Below are 14,268 nucleotides of genomic sequence, written 5' to 3'. Positions count from 1 at the left end.
GGGAGTTGTATGGCCACCCATCTGGTCTGGTTTCGCAATGATTTACGCATCAATGACAACCTGGCGCTCGCGGCGGCGTGCCGCGACCCCGGCGCTCGGGTTGTCGGGCTTTTTATCGTCACGTCCGAGCAGTGGCGGCAGCACGCCATGTCCCCTCGGCAGGCTGAATTTATCTGGCAGCATCTTCATTCACTACGGGCCGCGCTTGCCGAGCGTGGCATAGCGCTTCACATCAGGCAGGTGACGGATTTTACCGCCTCGCTCACCTGCGTCCGGCAGTTCTGCGAAAGTGAAGGCGTCGACGCGCTGTTCTACAACTATCAGTACGAATTCAACGAGCGCGAGCGCGATGCCGCGCTTGAGAAAAGCCTCGGGCAGGACGTTGTATGCCAGGGGTTTGATGACGGCGTGCTGCTGTCGCCAGGCAGCGTGACCACCGGCAATCACGAAATGTATAAGGTGTTCACGCCGTTTAGCCGGGCGTTTATCAAGCGCTTGCAGGAGGGCTTGCCGGAGTGCGTCGCGGCTCCCCGCACCCGTGGCGAGGCCGTTTCTGCCAGCGAAAGTTTCCCGTTTGATTATCCTCGCGAAGAGGTCGATGCCACATTGTTTCCCGTTGGGGAACGCGCGGCTATCGCTAAGCTGCGGGAGTTTTGCCTGACGCCTGCGGCAGACTATCCCGAACGGCGCGACTTCCCGGCGGTGGAAGGCACAAGCCGCCTGTCGCCCTATTTAGCGATCGGTGTTATTTCGCCGCGCCAGTGCCTGCATCGTCTGTTGCAGGAGCATCCGCAGGTTCTGGAAGGCGGGGCCGGTTCGACGTGGCTCAACGAACTGATCTGGCGTGAGTTCTATCGCCATCTGCTGGTGGCTTACCCAAAGCTGTGCCGCTATCGGCCGTTTATTCCGTGGACTGACAAGGTGCGCTGGCGGCAGGATGAAGCCCAGTTTACGGCCTGGCAGCAGGGGCAAACCGGCTATCCGATAGTGGATGCCGCCATGCGCCAGCTTAACGCAACCGGCTGGATGCATAACCGCCTGCGCATGGTCGTCGCCAGCTTTTTGGTGAAGGATCTGCTTATCGACTGGCGGGAAGGCGAACGCTATTTTATGTCGCAGCTGATTGACGGCGATCTTGCGGCGAACAACGGCGGCTGGCAGTGGGCCGCGTCCACGGGTACGGACGCAGCCCCTTACTTTCGCATCTTCAATCCCACCACTCAGGGGGAGCGCTTTGACGCGGAGGGCGAGTTTATCTGCCGCTGGGTGCCTGAGCTTAAAGCCGTGCCGGGCAAACATATTCATGCCCCGTGGGTTTGGGCCGATAAACAGCGCCAGACGCTGGACTATCCGCGCCCGATTGTTGACCATAAGCAGGCACGTCTTGCCACACTTGCCGCCTATGAAGCGGCCCGAAAACCGGAAAATAAAGAAAATGAAAAACAGCGAACTGGAACGTCTGATTAACGAAAAGCTGAACAGCGCCGCCATTAGCGATTACGCGCCCAACGGCCTGCAGGTTGAAGGGCGCGAAGAGATCCGCAAAATCGTCACCGGCGTCACCGCAAGCCAGGCGCTGCTGGACGAGGCCGTGCGTCAGAATGCCGATGCGGTCATTGTCCACCACGGCTATTTCTGGAAAGGGGAGTCGCCGGTGATTCGCGGAATGAAGCGCAACCGCTTAAAAACCTTGCTTGCCAACGATATCAACCTCTTCGGCTGGCATCTGCCGCTGGATGCCCACCCGCAGCTCGGTAACAACGCGCAGCTTGGCGCGCTTCTCGGCGTTGAAACCAAGGGCGAAGTTGAGCCGCTGGTGCCGTGGGGCGAGTTTTCCACGCCGCTTTCTGGCGTAGAACTGGCTTCATGGATTGAGATGCGCCTGGGCCGCACGCCGCTGTGGTGCGGCGATACCGGTCCCGAGCAGATTCGCCGCGTTGCCTGGTGCACCGGCGGCGGGCAAAGCTTCATTGATAGCGCCGCGCGATTTGGCGTTGACGCATTTATTACCGGCGAAGTGTCCGAACAAACCATTCATTCTGCGCGTGAGCAGGGCCTGCATTTCTATGCGGCCGGGCACCATGCGACCGAACGCGGCGGCATCCAGGCGCTAAGCGACTGGCTGAACAGCGAAACGGATCTGGACGTCACCTTTATTGATATTCCGAATCCGGCATAACGCAGTATTCAGGAGGAAAAGTGCAGAGAGCGCGGTGTTATTTACTTGGTGAAAGCGCGGTGGTTCTGGAGCTGGAGCCGCCTGTGTCACTTGAAAGCCAGCAGCGTATTTGGGGGCTAACCCGCAGGCTTGAAGAAGCGGAGGCGGTGCGGGAAGTCATTCCCGGCATGAATAACATCACGGTTGTGTTGCGCGATCCCCATAGCCTTGCGCTGGACGGCATCGAGCGGATCCAGCGCTGGTGGGAGGAGAGCGAGGCGATCGTTCCTGAGTCCCGGCGTATCGAGATCCCGGTGATCTACGGCGGCGACGTCGGGCCGGATCTTGACGTGGTTGCCGAACACGCCGGGCTTACGCCGCGGCAGGTTGTCGATCGGCATTCCACCGTGGAGTACGTGGTTTATTTTCTCGGTTTCCAGCCGGGATTTGCCTATCTTGGCGGTCTTGCGGCCGATCTGCACACGCCGCGTCGCGCGGAGCCTCGCCTGCTGGTACCTGCGGGTTCGGTCGGCATCGGCGGCGGTCAAACCGGCATTTATCCGCTGGCGACGCCGGGCGGCTGGCAGATTATTGGCCAGGCCTCGCTCAAAATGTTCAACCCTGCCAATGAACCGCCGACGCTGCTAGCGCCGGGGGATACCGTGCGCTTTGTGCCTCAAAAGGAGGGCGTGTGCTAAAGATTATTCGTGCCGGTATGCACACTTCCGTGCAGGACGGCGGGCGATATGGCTACCGGCAGCTTGGCGTCAGCCGCTGCGGCGCGCTGGATGGCCCGGCTTTGCGTATTGCTAACCTGCTGGTGGGCAACGAACCTGAAAGCGCCGCGCTGGAAATTACCCTCGGGCAGTGCATTGTCGAGTTCACCCAGGACGGCTGGTTTGCCCTGACCGGGGCGGCGTGCCATGCGGATTTGGACGGTCATGCCGTCTGGACGGGTTGGCGTCTGCCGGTAAAAGCGGGCCAGCAGCTGCGCCTCAAGTCCCCTGAAAGGGGAATGCGCAGCTACCTGGCCGTGGCGGGCGGGCTGGATATTCCCCTGCTCATGGGGTCGGCAAGCACCGATCTTAAAGCGCAGGTGGGCGGCTTTGAAGGCCGCCTGTTGCAGGATGGCGATGCGATCCCGCTTTTGCCTTCGCAGCGCCACTTCCGCGAGGCGCGCGGCGTTAAGCAATTGCTGTGGGGCAACCGCATTCGCGCGCTGCCGGGGCCGGAATATCATGAATTTAGCCAGGCCGTGCAGGACAGTTTCTGGCGTCTTCCCTGGCAGCTTAGCCCGCAGAGTAACCGCATGGGCTACCGTTTTCAGGGGCAGCGGCTCGAGCGCAACACCGACCGCGAGCTACTCTCGCACGGTCTGCTACCGGGCGTGGTGCAGGTGCCGCACAATGGCCAGCCGATCGTGCTGATGAACGATGCGCAGACCACCGGCGGCTATCCGCGCATTGCCTGCGTTATCGAAGCCGACATGTTTCATCTCGCGCAGCTGCGCCTCGGCGAGCCGATTCACTTCGTGCAGTGCACGCTTGAGGAAGCGCTCAGGGCGCGTCGCGACGAGCAGATTTATCTCGACCAGCTCGCCTGGCGGCTGAACGACGGCGACTGATTAACGGGGAGTTGTCATGCCTGAAGGACCGGAAATACGACGCGCGGCGGATAAGCTCGAGGCCGCCGTTTTAGATAAGCCATTGACCGACGTCTGGTTTGCCTTTCCTGAATTGAAGGCGTTTGAACAGGCGCTTATCGGGCAGAAAGTGGAGCGCATCGAAACGCGCGGCAAGGCTTTGCTCACGCGCTTCTCTAACGGGCAGACGCTCTACAGCCACAACCAGCTTTACGGCGTGTGGCGAGTGGTGAAAGCAGGGCAGGTGCCGCCAACTAAGCGGGTTTTGCGCGTGAAGCTACAGACGGCGGACAAAGCGATTTTGCTCTACAGCGCGTCCGAAATTCTAATGCTTAATGACGAACAGCTGGCCGCGCATCCGTTTTTGCTGCGCGTCGGGCCGGACGTGTTGGATATGACGCTGACGGCAGAGCAGGTCAAAGAACGGCTGTTATCCAAACGTTTTCGCAATCGACAGTTCAGCGGGCTGCTGCTGGATCAGGCTTTTTTAGCCGGATTAGGCAACTATCTGCGGGTTGAAATCCTCTGGCACGTGGGCCTTGCCGCAGGCCACAAGGCGCAGGATTTAACGGAAGAACAGCTCGACAGGCTGGCGAACGCGCTGCTGGATATCCCACGGCTTTCGTATAACACGCGCGGCAGCGTGGATGAAAACAAGCATCACGGTTCGATATTCAGCTTCAAGGTGTTTCATCGGGCGGGGGAGAAGTGCGAAAGGTGCGGCGGCGTGATCGATAAAATCATGCTTTCTTCACGGCCGTTTTATTGGTGCCCGCACTGCCAGCGGTAGTTAGCGAGCCTATCGTCGGATGGCGCTACGCTTATCCGACCTACGAAACTACGATAGTGCAGATTCATAGGTCGGATAAGCGTAGCGCCATCCGACATTCAGACTACTTTTTCAAATCTGATTTGAAATCACGCTGGTCGTAGCCGGTGTACAGCTGGCGTGGACGGGCAATTTTGATGCCGTCGTCGTGCATTTCGTTCCAGTGCGCAATCCAGCCCACGGTACGCGCCATCGCGAAGATCACGGTAAACATGGATGATGGAATGCCCATCGCTTTCAGGATGATACCGGAGTAGAAGTCCACGTTCGGGTAGAGTTTCTTCTCGATGAAGTACGGGTCGTTTAGCGCGATATGTTCAAGCTCCATCGCCACTTCCAGCAGGCTGTTATCTTTCAGATTCAGCTCTTTCAGCACTTCATGGCAGGTTTCACGCATTACGGTGGCGCGCGGGTCGTAGTTCTTGTACACGCGGTGGCCAAAGCCCATCAGGCGGAAAGAGTCATTTTTATCTTTCGCACGACGGATGAATTCCGGAATGTGTTCAACGCTGCTGATCTCTTCAAGCATCTTCAGCGCGGCTTCGTTAGCACCGCCGTGCGCCGGTCCCCACAGGGACGCGATACCGGCAGCGATACAGGCGAATGGGTTTGCGCCTGAAGAACCTGCGGTGCGGACGGTTGAGGTTGACGCGTTTTGCTCGTGGTCAGCGTGCAGGATCAGGATGCGATCCATGGCACGTTCCAGAATTGGGTTTACAACGTACTCCTCGCACGGCGTGGAGAACATCATATTCAGGAAGTTACCGGCATAAGACAGGTCGTTACGCGGGTAGACGAACGGCTGGCCGATAGAATATTTGTAGCACATCGCGGCAACGGTCGGCATTTTGGACAGCAGACGGAAAGCGGCGATATCGCGGTGACGCGGGTTATTCACATCCAGGGAGTCATGATAGAACGCGGCCAGTGCGCCGGTCACGCCGCACAGTACGGCCATTGGGTGTGAGTCACGACGGAAACCGTGGAACAGACGGGTAATCTGCTCGTGGATCATGGTGTGGCGTGTAACGGTGGTTTTGAACTCGTCGAATTCTTCCTGCGTTGGTTTTTCACCGTACAGCAGGATGTAACACACTTCGAGATAGCTGGAGTGGGTTGCCAGTTGATCTATCGGGAAGCCACGGTGCAACAGGATACCTTCGTCACCGTCGATGAAGGTGATTTTTGATTCACATGATGCAGTGGAGGTGAAACCCGGATCAAAAGTAAACACACCTTTAGAACCAAGACTACGGATATCAATTACATCCTGACCGAGCGTGCCGTGTAGCACATCCAGTTCGATAGCATCTTCACCCTGTGAGGTGAGGGTTGCTTTTTTATCAGCCATTTACGGTCTCCTTAGCGCCTTATTTCATAAGACTGCCGGGTGCCCGATTTGCATTCAAACCCCACGGTGATTGGGTTACCAGTTTGTTATTTGGCTCGCAGCTCTGTTTTAAGAGGATAAACCAGGGTACAGAGCGATGGGCGCTTGCAGGTAACTCTCGCTTCGAGGGCGAAACTAAAGCAAATCAGGGTGTTAGCAGTCAGCATCATTCAAACCCGTATACCACTATTAACTGTCCTGACTACTGGGTCAATACCATCACACTGTTACATAACTTATTCTCAGGTGAAAGGCTGACCCTATAACTTTTGCGAATTATACGGCTTTTCTGGCCTTGTTTGTAACAAGAATGTTTAAGTTTTGTCAAATCAGATGATTAAATTTTAAAATAATGTTGTTATCGTGATCGTGGTCACTGTTCCGAGCAAAACCCTTCAAACTATATGTAGGTTAATTGTAATGATTTTGTGAAGAGCCTATACTGCCGCCAGGTCTCCGGAATACCTTGCCACCGGGCGCCACCCAGCGTTGTAGCCAGTTTTTTGGCATCTGGACGTAGCTGTTTTTGCATGACGCACAGTTATAGAAAGTTCACGCTGTCTGACCCCGCCTGCAGATCCGGAGGAAGGAAACAATAAGAACAGCATGTGGGCGCTATTCATGATAAAAAATGCGAAGAAACAAAGACCTGTCAACCTGGATCTGACAACGATCCGGTTTCCCGTCACCGCTATCGCTTCCATCCTCCATCGTGTATCCGGCGTGATCACCTTTGTGGCTGTGGGCATCCTGCTTTGGTTGTTAGGTTTGTCACTCTCCTCTCAAGAAGGTTTTCTCACTGCCTCATCCGTGATGAGCAGCTTCTTTGTTAAATTCATTATGTGGGGCATTCTGACCGCGCTGGCCTATCACGTTGTTGTGGGTATTCGCCACATCATGATGGACACAGGCGTGCTGGAAGAGACCCTGTTAGCGGGCAAACGATCCGCAATGATTTCCTTTGTTATTACTGTCGTGCTTTCTATTCTCGCAGGAGTCCTCGTATGGTAAGCAATGCCTCCGCATTAGGTCGCAATGGCGTGCATGACTTTTTGCTGGTTCGTGCCACCGCCATCGTTATCACCCTGTACATCATCTATATGATCGGGTTCTTCGCCGTCACCGGCGAGTTAACCTACGAGGTCTGGAGTGGATTCTTCGCCTCCGCCTTCACCAAAGTGTTCACCCTGCTGACATTGTTCTCCATTTTGATCCATGCCTGGATTGGCATGTGGCAGGTGTTGACCGACTACGTTAAACCGGTAGCCCTTCGTTTGAGCCTGCAACTGATTATCGTTGTGGCGCTGCTGGTTTACGTCATTTATGGATTTGTTGTGGTGTGGGGTGTGTAATGAATTTACCAGTCAGAGAGTTTGATGCAGTCGTCATCGGTGCCGGTGGCGCAGGTATGCGCGCCGCGCTGCAGATTTCCCAGTCAGGCCAAACCTGTGCCTTGCTGTCTAAAGTATTCCCAACCCGTTCCCATACCGTGTCCGCGCAGGGCGGTATTACCGTAGCGCTGGGTAACACCCACGAAGACAACTGGGAATGGCACATGTACGACACGGTGAAAGGCTCCGACTATATCGGTGACCAGGACGCCATTGAATATATGTGCAAAACCGGCCCGGAAGCGATTCTTGAGCTTGAGCATATGGGCCTGCCGTTCTCCCGTCTGGACGATGGCAAAATTTATCAGCGTCCGTTTGGCGGCCAGTCGAAGAACTTCGGCGGCGAGCAGGCGGCACGAACCGCTGCGGCGGCCGACCGTACCGGTCACGCCCTGCTGCACACGCTCTACCAGCAGAACCTGAAAAACAAAACGACGATTTTTTCTGAATGGTACGCGCTCGACCTGGTGAAAAACGACGATGGCGCAGTCGTGGGCTGTACCGCGCTGTGCATCGAAACCGGTGAGGTCGTTTACTTCAAAGCGAAAGCGACCGTGTTGGCAACCGGCGGCGCGGGCCGTATTTACCAGTCCACAACAAACGCCCACATTAATACCGGCGACGGTGTTGGTATGGCGCTGCGCGCGGGCGTGCCGGTTCAGGATATGGAAATGTGGCAGTTCCACCCAACCGGTATTGCCGGTGCGGGCGTGCTGGTCACCGAAGGGTGCCGCGGTGAAGGCGGTTACCTGCTGAACAAACACGGCGAGCGCTTCATGGAGCGCTATGCGCCGAACGCGAAAGACCTTGCGGGCCGTGACGTGGTGGCGCGTTCCATCATGATCGAAATCCGCGAAGGCCGCGGCTGCGACGGCCCGTGGGGCCCGCACGCTAAGCTGAAGCTCGACCATTTAGGTAAAGAAGTTCTTGAATCCCGCCTGCCGGGCATTCTGGAGTTGTCCCGCACTTTCGCACACGTTGACCCGGTTAAAGAGCCGATCCCGGTTATCCCAACCTGTCACTATATGATGGGCGGTATTCCGACCAAAGTGACCGGACAGGCGCTGACCGTGAACGAGCAGGGCGAAGACGTGGTTATCCCGGGACTGTTCGCCGTTGGCGAAATCGCCTGCGTATCCGTACATGGTGCAAACCGCCTCGGCGGCAACTCGCTTCTCGATCTGGTGGTCTTTGGCCGTGCGGCCGGTCTGCACCTGCTGGAGTCCATCGCTGAACAGGGCGAGCTGCGCGATGCAACCGAAGAACAGGTTGATGCCGCGCTTGAACGCCTGAACCGCTGGAACGGCAACCGCGATGGCGAAGACCCGGTACTCATCCGCAAGGCACTGCAGGAATGCATGCAGCACAACTTCTCGGTATTCCGCGAAGGCGACGCGATGGCTAAAGGGCTTGAGCAGCTGAAGCAAATCCGCGAGCGCCTGAAAAATGCGCGCCTGGACGACACCTCAAGCGAGTTCAACACCCAGCGCGTAGAGTGCCTGGAGTTGGATAACCTGATGGAAACCGCTTATGCGACCGCCGTTTCCGCTAACTTCCGCACGGAAAGCCGTGGCGCGCATAGCCGCTTCGACTATCCGGACCGTGACGATGCGAACTGGCTGTGCCACAGCCTGTATCTGCCAGCCTCGGAAAGCATGACCCGCCGCGAGGTGAACATGCAGCCGAAACTGCGTCCGGCCTTCCCGCCGAAAGTGCGTACCTATTAATAGCGGAGCAAAGTGATGAAACTCGAATTCTCTATTTATCGCTACAACCCGGACGTAGACGATGCTCCGCGTATGCAGGAGTACACCCTGGAAGGGGAAGAAGGGCGCGACATGATGTTGCTCGATGCGCTCATTCAGCTGAAAGAAAAAGACCCGACGCTGGCGTTTCGCCGCTCCTGTCGTGAAGGCGTTTGCGGCTCCGACGGCGTGAACATGAACGGCAAAAATGGCCTGGCGTGCATCACCCCAATTTCCGCGCTGGGCAACGGAAAACAGAAGATTGTGATCCGTCCGCTGCCCGGATTACCGGTTGTGCGGGATCTGGTGGTAGACATGGGGCAATTCTATGCCCAATATGAGAAGATTAAGCCTTACCTGTTGAATAATGGGCAAAATCCACCGGCTCGCGAGCACTTACAGTCGCCCGAGCAGCGTGAAAAACTGGATGGTCTGTACGAGTGCATTCTGTGTGCCTGCTGCTCCACTTCCTGCCCATCATTCTGGTGGAACCCTGACAAATTCATCGGTCCGGCAGGTTTGCTCGCAGCCTATCGATTCCTTATTGATAGCCGCGACACGGAAACCGCCAGCCGTCTTGACGGCATGAGCGACGCTTTCAGCGTATTCCGCTGCCACAGCATCATGAACTGCGTCAGTGTATGTCCTAAGGGATTGAACCCGACGAAAGCTATCGGCCATATCAAGTCGATGCTGTTGCAGAAGAGCGCGTAGTAAGTCAAAGAAATGGCGGAAGGCGCAGGCTTATCCGCCCTACGAAGCAAAAGTAGGGTGAATAAACGAATTGCCTTCCACCGGTTGGCTCCCTTCACGGGAGCCGTGCAGGAAACCTTCAAAAACTGCCATGTAGACAGTTTTTAAAGGTTCCTTCGCGAGCCGAATTACCACGGCAACTGGCTCGCAGAAAGTGAACCCTGGAATGTGTACCACACGCGTACGCTATAGTAATCCACGGCGAAATAAGCAGATAAATGCTTAAGGGATCACGATGCAGAACGGCGAAATGAAAGCCTGGCTGGATTCCTCTTACCTGGCCGGTGCAAACCAGTCCTGGATAGAGCAGCTCTATGAAGACTTCTTAACCGATCCTGACTCTGTTGATGCGCACTGGCGCTCAATGTTCCAGCAGCTTCCTGGAACCGGAGCCAGACCGGATCAATTCCATTCCAAAACACGTGATTATTTCCGTCGTCTGGCGAAGGATGCCTCACGTTATTCCACCGCGATTACCGACCCTGATACCGATGTTAAGCAGGTCAAAGTACTGCAGCTTATCAACGCGTGGCGCTTCCGTGGCCATCAGGCGGCTAATCTCGATCCGCTCGGCCTGTGGAAACAGGACGCGGTTCCCGATCTCGACCCGGCCTTCCATAATCTGACCGACGCCGATCTTCAGGAAACCTTTAACGTGGGATCTTTTGCCAGCGGCAAAGAAACCATGAAGCTTGCCGATCTGATTGAGGCGCTGAAGCAAACCTACGGCGGCTCCATCGGTGCAGAATACATGCACATCACCAACACCGAAGAGAAGCGCTGGATCCAGCAGCGCATCGAATCCGTTGTCGGTCACTCCACCTTTACTAATGAAGAGAAAAAACGCTTCCTGAGCGAGCTGACCGCCGCTGAAGGTCTGGAGCGTTACCTGGGGGCGAAATTCCCGGGCGCGAAACGCTTCTCTCTGGAAGGTGGCGACGCGCTGGTGCCAATGCTCAAAGAGATGATCCGCCATGCGGGCAAGAGCGGCACGCGCGAAGTGGTTCTGGGGATGGCGCACCGTGGCCGCCTCAACGTGCTGATTAACGTTTTAGGCAAAAAACCGCAGGATCTGTTCGACGAATTCGCGGGCAAGCATAAAGAACACCTCGGCACCGGCGACGTGAAGTACCACATGGGCTTCTCGTCCGACGTAGAAACCGAAGGCGGCCTGGTTCACCTGGCGCTGGCGTTTAACCCGTCGCACCTGGAAATCGTAAGCCCGGTGGTTATCGGTTCCGTGCGCGCGCGTCTGGACAGGCTGGATAAACCGGGCAGCAACCAGGTTCTGCCGATCACCATTCACGGTGACGCGGCGGTTGCCGGGCAGGGCGTAGTTCAGGAAACCCTGAACATGTCCAAAGCGCGCGGTTACGAAGTGGGCGGTACCGTTCGCATCGTTATCAATAACCAGATCGGTTTCACCACCTCCAACCCGCTGGACGCGCGCTCCACGCCGTACTGTACCGATATCGGTAAGATGGTGATGGCGCCGATTTTCCACGTTAATGCAGACGATCCGGAAGCGGTAGCCTTCGTGACCCGTCTGGCGCTGGACTTCCGTAACACCTTCAAGCGCGACGTGTTTATCGACCTGGTTTGCTATCGTCGTCACGGCCACAACGAAGCCGACGAGCCAAGCGCAACGCAGCCGGTGATGTACCAGAAAATCAAAAAGCACCCGACGCCGCGTAAGATTTACGCCGACCGTCTGGAGCAGGAAAAGCTGGCGACGCTCGAAGATGCCACCGAAATGGTGAATCTCTACCGCGACGCGCTGGATGCCGGTGAATGCGTGGTGGAAGAATACCGCCCGATGAACATGCATTCGTTCACCTGGTCGCCGTACCTCAACCACGAGTGGGATGAGAGCTACCCGAACAAGGTCGAGATGAAGCGTCTGCAGGAGCTGGCGAAACGCATCAGCACCGCGCCTGAATCCGTTGAAATGCAGTCCCGCGTGGCGAAGATCTACAGCGACCGCCTGGAAATGGCGAACGGTGCCAAGAAGTTCGACTGGGGCGCGGCTGAAAACCTGGCCTACGCCACGCTTGTTGACGAAGGCGTTTCCGTTCGTCTTTCCGGTGAAGACGCCGGCCGCGGCACTTTCTTCCACCGTCACGCGGTAATCCACAACCAGACCAACGGTTCAACCTACACGCCGCTGCAGCACGTGCATAACAGCCAGGGCGAGTTCAAAGTCTGGGACTCCGTGCTGTCGGAAGAAGCCGTGCTGGCCTTTGAATACGGTTATGCCACCGCCGAGCCGCGCACGCTGACCATTTGGGAAGCCCAGTTTGGCGACTTCGCGAACGGCGCACAGGTGGTTATCGACCAGTTCATCAGCTCCGGCGAGCAAAAATGGGGCCGTATGTGTGGCCTGGTGATGCTGCTGCCGCATGGCTACGAAGGCCAGGGGCCGGAGCACTCCTCCGCGCGTCTGGAACGCTACCTCCAGCTGTGCGCCGAGCAGAACATGCAGGTTTGCGTGCCTTCTACCCCGGCTCAGGTTTACCACATGCTGCGTCGTCAGGCGCTGCGCGGTATGCGTCGTCCGCTGGTGGTGATGTCACCGAAATCCCTGCTGCGTCACCCGCTGGCGGTTTCAACGCTCGACGAGCTGGCAAACGGCAGCTTCCTGCCTGCGATTGGCGAAGTTGACGAGCTGGATCCGAAAGGCGTGAAGCGCGTGGTACTGTGTTCCGGCAAGGTCTATTACGACCTGCTTGAGCAGCGCCGCAAGCGCGATCAAAAAGATGTCGCGATCGTGCGCATCGAGCAGCTGTATCCGTTCCCGCACCAGGCGGTGCAGGAAGCGCTGAAGCCGTTTGCTCACGTGCATGATTTCGTGTGGTGCCAGGAAGAGCCGCTTAACCAGGGCGCATGGTACTGCAGCCAACACCACTTCCGCGAAGTGATTCCATTCGGATCTGCCCTGCGTTACGCAGGTCGTCCGGCCTCCGCCTCTCCGGCGGTAGGGTATATGTCCGTTCACCAGAAACAGCAGCAAGATCTGGTTAATGACGCGCTGAACGTCGATTAATTAAAGGATAAAAAATGAGTAGCGTAGATATTCTCGTTCCTGACCTGCCTGAGTCCGTTGCCGATGCGACCGTTGCGACATGGCATAAAAAACCGGGTGATACCGTTACCCGCGACGAAGTGCTGGTAGAAATCGAAACTGACAAAGTGGTACTGGAAGTACCGGCGTCGGCAGATGGTGTTCTGGATGCAGTTCTGGAAGATGAAGGCACGACCGTCACCTCCCGCCAGATTCTTGGCCGCCTGCGTGAAGGCAACAGCAACGGGAAAGAGACCTCTGCGAAAGCGGACAGCAAAGAGTCCACCCCAGCGCAGCGCCAGCAGGCTTCCCTGGAAGAGCAGAGCAACGACGCGCTGAGCCCAGCGATTCGTCGCCTGATTGCCGAGCATTCTCTGGATGCCAATGCAATCAAAGGCAGCGGCGTGGGTGGCCGTATTACCCGTGAAGACGTTGATAAGCATCTGACCCAGGCGAAAGCGGCCCAGCCTGCTCAGGCCAAAGCGGCAGAAGAAACCAAAGCACCGGTTGCGCCGTTGGCTGGCCGCAGCGAAAAACGCGTGCCGATGACTCGCCTGCGCAAACGCGTGGCGGAGCGTCTGCTGGAAGCGAAAAACTCCACCGCCATGCTCACGACCTTCAACGAAGTGAACATGAAGCCAATCATGGAGCTGCGCAAGCAGTACGGTGAAGCCTTCGAAAAACGCCACGGTGTACGTCTGGGCTTTATGTCCTTCTACATCAAAGCGGTAGTTGAAGCGCTGAAACGCTATCCGGAAGTCAACGCGTCTATCGATGGCGAAGACGTGGTTTACCACAACTACTTCGACGTCAGCATTGCGGTATCTACCCCGCGTGGCCTGGTAACGCCTGTGCTGCGCGATGTCGACACCATCGGCATGGCTGACATTGAGAAACGCATTAAAGAACTGGCCGTGAAAGGGCGCGACGGCAAGCTGACCGTTGAAGACCTGACCGGCGGCAACTTCACCATCACCAACGGTGGCGTGTTCGGTTCCCTGATGTCTACCCCGATCATTAACCCGCCGCAGAGCGCGATTCTGGGTATGCATGCCATTAAAGATCGTCCGATGGCGGTCGACGGTAAAGTTGAGATCCTGCCGATGATGTACCTGGCGCTTTCTTACGATCACCGCCTGATCGATGGCCGCGAGTCCGTGGGTTACCTGGTAGCGATTAAAGAGCTGCTGGAAGATCCAACTCGTCTGCTGCTGGACGTGTAGTAACCTCTGGCGGGTGGCGCGTTGCTTACCCGCCCTACAAATATCACCTGCCTGGTAGGTCGGATAAGCGAAGCGT

At 56.9% G+C, this 14,268-nt stretch carries 13 protein-coding genes; 11 read left to right on the top strand and 2 right to left on the bottom strand.

The features are described 5' to 3' along the window. The first annotated feature begins 9 nt into the window (after positions 1-9). Genes phrB through nei form a run of 5 tightly spaced genes read left to right on the top strand, consistent with a single transcriptional unit; the run spans position 10 to position 4,590 of the window. Positions 10-1,467, top strand: coding sequence for a deoxyribodipyrimidine photo-lyase (phrB, locus tag ACSPHG_RS16390; protein WP_435954559.1), 1,458 nt, complete (start codon positions 10-12; stop codon positions 1,465-1,467). Further along, positions 1,436-2,179: a type 2 GTP cyclohydrolase I gene (locus ACSPHG_RS16385; protein WP_435954558.1), complete on the top strand. Its 744-nt coding sequence runs from the start codon at positions 1,436-1,438 to the stop codon at positions 2,177-2,179. The genes phrB and ACSPHG_RS16385 overlap by 32 nt, the downstream gene beginning before the upstream one ends. Positions 2,180-2,199: 20 nt before the next feature. Continuing rightward, positions 2,200-2,856 carry a 5-oxoprolinase subunit PxpB gene (pxpB, locus tag ACSPHG_RS16380; RefSeq protein ID WP_435954557.1) on the top strand — a complete coding sequence of 219 codons (657 nt, stop codon included), beginning with the start codon at positions 2,200-2,202 and terminating at the stop codon, positions 2,854-2,856. Next, positions 2,850-3,782, top strand: a complete 933-nt coding sequence (gene pxpC, locus ACSPHG_RS16375) for a 5-oxoprolinase subunit PxpC (RefSeq protein ID WP_435954556.1) — start codon at positions 2,850-2,852, stop codon at positions 3,780-3,782. Before pxpB ends, pxpC begins: the two co-directional genes overlap by 7 nt. A gap of 16 nt (positions 3,783-3,798) precedes the next feature. Next, a complete protein-coding gene (gene nei / locus ACSPHG_RS16370; RefSeq protein WP_435954555.1) occupies positions 3,799-4,590 on the top strand; it encodes an endonuclease VIII in 792 nt (263 codons plus the stop codon). A gap of 103 nt (positions 4,591-4,693) precedes the next feature. On the opposite strand, the gene ACSPHG_RS16365 is transcribed toward nei, so the two are convergent. Together ACSPHG_RS16365 and ACSPHG_RS16360 are read right to left on the bottom strand one after the other, a co-directional pair. Then, positions 4,694-5,980: a citrate synthase gene (locus ACSPHG_RS16365; protein ID WP_435954554.1), complete on the bottom strand. Its 1,287-nt coding sequence runs from the start codon at positions 5,978-5,980 to the stop codon at positions 4,694-4,696. A 241-nt stretch (positions 5,981-6,221) separates the two neighbouring features. Beyond that, positions 6,222-6,347 carry a hypothetical protein gene (locus tag ACSPHG_RS16360; protein WP_435954553.1) on the bottom strand — a complete coding sequence of 42 codons (126 nt, stop codon included), beginning with the start codon at positions 6,345-6,347 and terminating at the stop codon, positions 6,222-6,224. 278 nt (positions 6,348-6,625) lie between these two features. Here ACSPHG_RS16360 and sdhC point away from each other — a divergent pair, with 278 nt between their 5' ends. From sdhC to odhB, 6 genes are all read left to right on the top strand, one after another. Next, positions 6,626-7,030: a succinate dehydrogenase cytochrome b556 subunit gene (gene sdhC / locus ACSPHG_RS16355; RefSeq protein ID WP_435954552.1), complete on the top strand. Its 405-nt coding sequence runs from the start codon at positions 6,626-6,628 to the stop codon at positions 7,028-7,030. Next, positions 7,024-7,371 (top strand): succinate dehydrogenase membrane anchor subunit, encoded by a 348-nt coding sequence (gene sdhD, locus ACSPHG_RS16350; RefSeq protein ID WP_435954551.1) that lies wholly within the window; start codon positions 7,024-7,026, stop codon positions 7,369-7,371. Before sdhC ends, sdhD begins: the two co-directional genes overlap by 7 nt. Further along, positions 7,371-9,137: a succinate dehydrogenase flavoprotein subunit gene (sdhA, locus tag ACSPHG_RS16345; protein ID WP_435954550.1), complete on the top strand. Its 1,767-nt coding sequence runs from the start codon at positions 7,371-7,373 to the stop codon at positions 9,135-9,137. The genes sdhD and sdhA overlap by 1 nt, the downstream gene beginning before the upstream one ends. Positions 9,138-9,152: 15 nt before the next feature. Continuing rightward, positions 9,153-9,869, top strand: coding sequence for a succinate dehydrogenase iron-sulfur subunit (locus ACSPHG_RS16340; RefSeq protein WP_435954549.1), 717 nt, complete (start codon positions 9,153-9,155; stop codon positions 9,867-9,869). Positions 9,870-10,143: 274 nt separating this feature from the next. Beyond that, positions 10,144-12,951: a 2-oxoglutarate dehydrogenase E1 component gene (gene sucA / locus ACSPHG_RS16335; protein WP_435954548.1), complete on the top strand. Its 2,808-nt coding sequence runs from the start codon at positions 10,144-10,146 to the stop codon at positions 12,949-12,951. 14 nt (positions 12,952-12,965) lie between these two features. Further along, positions 12,966-14,192 carry a 2-oxoglutarate dehydrogenase complex dihydrolipoyllysine-residue succinyltransferase gene (odhB, locus tag ACSPHG_RS16330; protein WP_435954547.1) on the top strand — a complete coding sequence of 409 codons (1,227 nt, stop codon included), beginning with the start codon at positions 12,966-12,968 and terminating at the stop codon, positions 14,190-14,192. Positions 14,193-14,268 lie beyond the last annotated feature (76 nt).

This window comes from Dryocola baronae, assembly GCF_051297175.1.
GTDB lineage: Bacteria > Pseudomonadota > Gammaproteobacteria > Enterobacterales > Enterobacteriaceae > Dryocola.
This window is presented reverse-complemented; position numbering and strand designations above follow the sequence as displayed.

Excerpts from the sequence above, each read along its gene's own strand:
- sucA (WP_435954548.1), top strand. The coding sequence starts at position 10,144 with ATGCAGAACGGCGAAATGAAAGCCTGGCTGGATTCCTCTTACCTGGCC.
- sdhC (WP_435954552.1), top strand. The coding sequence starts at position 6,626 with ATGTGGGCGCTATTCATGATAAAAAATGCGAAGAAACAAAGACCTGTC.
- nei (WP_435954555.1), top strand. The coding sequence starts at position 3,799 with ATGCCTGAAGGACCGGAAATACGACGCGCGGCGGATAAGCTCGAGGCC.
- ACSPHG_RS16365 (WP_435954554.1), bottom strand. The coding sequence starts at position 5,980 with ATGGCTGATAAAAAAGCAACCCTCACCTCACAGGGTGAAGATGCTATC.
- sdhD (WP_435954551.1), top strand. The coding sequence starts at position 7,024 with ATGGTAAGCAATGCCTCCGCATTAGGTCGCAATGGCGTGCATGACTTT.
- sdhA (WP_435954550.1), top strand. The coding sequence starts at position 7,371 with ATGAATTTACCAGTCAGAGAGTTTGATGCAGTCGTCATCGGTGCCGGT.
- phrB (WP_435954559.1), top strand. The coding sequence starts at position 10 with ATGGCCACCCATCTGGTCTGGTTTCGCAATGATTTACGCATCAATGAC.
- odhB (WP_435954547.1), top strand. The coding sequence starts at position 12,966 with ATGAGTAGCGTAGATATTCTCGTTCCTGACCTGCCTGAGTCCGTTGCC.
- ACSPHG_RS16385 (WP_435954558.1), top strand. The coding sequence starts at position 1,436 with ATGAAAAACAGCGAACTGGAACGTCTGATTAACGAAAAGCTGAACAGC.
- ACSPHG_RS16340 (WP_435954549.1), top strand. The coding sequence starts at position 9,153 with ATGAAACTCGAATTCTCTATTTATCGCTACAACCCGGACGTAGACGAT.